This is a genomic window from Chitinivibrionales bacterium (assembly GCA_035516255.1).
Classification (GTDB): domain Bacteria; phylum Fibrobacterota; class Chitinivibrionia; order Chitinivibrionales; family FEN-1185; genus FEN-1185.
The window spans coordinates 1-1,940 of record DATJAL010000024.1 but is presented as its reverse complement, the minus strand read 5'-3'; the positions used below and the strand labels follow the sequence as shown (position 1 = coordinate 1,940).

1 protein-coding gene is annotated in these 1,940 nt (G+C 53.1%); it reads right to left on the bottom strand.

Features of this window, described 5'->3' with window-relative positions:
* Nucleotides 1–653: 653 nt before the first annotated feature.
* The gene (locus VLX68_07215) at nucleotides 654–1,580 is read right to left on the bottom strand and encodes an IS1595 family transposase (protein HUI92018.1); all 927 of its coding nucleotides are present in this window, start codon (nucleotides 1,578–1,580) and stop codon (nucleotides 654–656) included.
* Nucleotides 1,581–1,940: the final 360 nt, after the last annotated feature.

Here is a 1,940-nt window from a genome sequence, read left to right as displayed (position 1 = left end):
AACGCCCACGGGAAAGATCGTTCCCGTGCGCGGACATTGGCGTCGCTGGCCCCAACGTAGGTCATCGACCCTCGTTCCGTTTTCGCATCCGTCTGTGGCGTAAATCCACGACAGATTCGGATTGAGTGGTACCGCCGGACGCCTTACGCTTGCGTTTGGTGCCCGGCGGCTTTGCCTTTTTTCCTCGTTCAATTAGGTCCTCGACTTCCGAAGGTTTGGTGCGGATCGCTCGCTCCAAAAAATCGTCGGGGTCTATGTTGAGACGAAAAGGTGAAACTTTCTTGCTGCTTTTAGTCATATCAAAACCCTAGGAGATGAATCATGCCAGAAGCTACGCGGAACGCATGGAGTTTCAAACTTGGGAACGCATTAGCTCCCGATCTCAGATAAGCTATCGCCTTGGAGCACATCGCTTACTACCTTGATCGTATTGACCTAAACATCACGAAAATTGCCGATACACTTACAGGAGACCCAGTAGCGCCAGATTTTACTGTACTAAGCGTATTGAAGGACATGGCGGACGAGATGAAAAAGGTTCCTTGAAGCCGAGGTTTATTTTTTCGGCGTCCGTCATTTGATCCCACCGCTCTAGGATTTGCATCATTTCATAGACACCATAACCTAGAGCCATAAAATCTATTGGGCGCGGCTTATTCATTCGCCGCTCCTATTAACGTGTCATAGGTTAACCTTCCTTCGACCGCTGTGAACAGTGCGTTGACACGCTCTTGCGGAGTAAGATCACGGTGGTTCATCAGCCATGTCATTTCGGAAACGTATTGCTGCAAATGCTTCGCGGAAACCCAATGATGGGTGCCGTTAATTTGGCGTTTCAGTTGTGCCCAAACGCTTTCGATGGAATTGGTGTGCGCGGCGCCGCGCTTGATTTCGCCGAGGTTATGATTGACGATTTCATGCTGATACCCCTCAAGGCCAATGTATGGCGTGCCGGCATCGGTTACGACCATCTCGGCCTTGGGCGAGACCACCGCATCAACAAATGCCTGCGCTTTGTCAGAATCGAGATAGTCTGGCGATACTATCGCAACAACATCGCCGCCACGCTCAACCGCACCAATAACTGTTGTCTTGCCAGATGGACCGCCGCCCTTGCCGCTACGACGACCCGGCATGTTTATGGCTTTTCCACCTACAAAAGTTTCGTCGATCTCCACCGTTCCCTTCAATGGGGGAGTATTGAATGATTGAGTGCGGGCGGCATGGCGCAGCCGATGAAGAATGAACCACGCGGACTTTTGGGTAATGCCAAGATCGCGGGCGAGCGTGGTGCTAGCAATACCCTTCGGATGGTTTGAGATAAGCCAGATTGCCCCGAACCAGACTTTCAAGGGCAGCTTCGTGTTCTCGAAAATCGTGCCGGTAAGGATTGAAAACCGTTCCCCGCATTGAGCGCAGGCAAACCGCGCGCCCTTTTTCGGGTAGTAAATCTCGTGGTGCCCGCAGTGAGGACAAAATTCCCCATTTCGCCAGCGGATGGTACGGAAATGCGCCAAGGCGACATTATTGTCACGGAAAGCGTGATATAAATCCGCTAGTGTTTTGAACTGCTTAAGCATGGTCATCTGCCTCTAGTTCGCGTGTAACCCCTTTAAATCACACTATTTAATCAATGTCAACTGAGATATAGGCCCCAAAAAAATGCTTGACTAGACGTCCCCATTTGCGTTACACGACGCACCTTCCTCGCTCTTTTTTATTTCGCACAAGGACGCCGGCCGGGTGACAGCGGCCGGTGGGGCGAGGGCGGTTCCCGCGGGCGAAGCTCGTCACTTCGCTCCCGGGCGGCTCCGGCGGATACGCCCGTCCGGCACGATGACCGGACTGCGGGGTACGCCCCGCTGGACTGGGACGAGGCCAGATGCAGGTAACACCTGATGACGCCTTAGTCCCAGGAAGCGCGTAGCTGGAGTTGAGCG

What these genes read in the sequence shown, in the direction of transcription:
- VLX68_07215 (HUI92018.1), bottom strand. Translation starts at nt 1,580, where the DNA reads ATGCTTAAGCAGTTCAAAACACTAGCGGATTTATATCACGCTTTCCGT.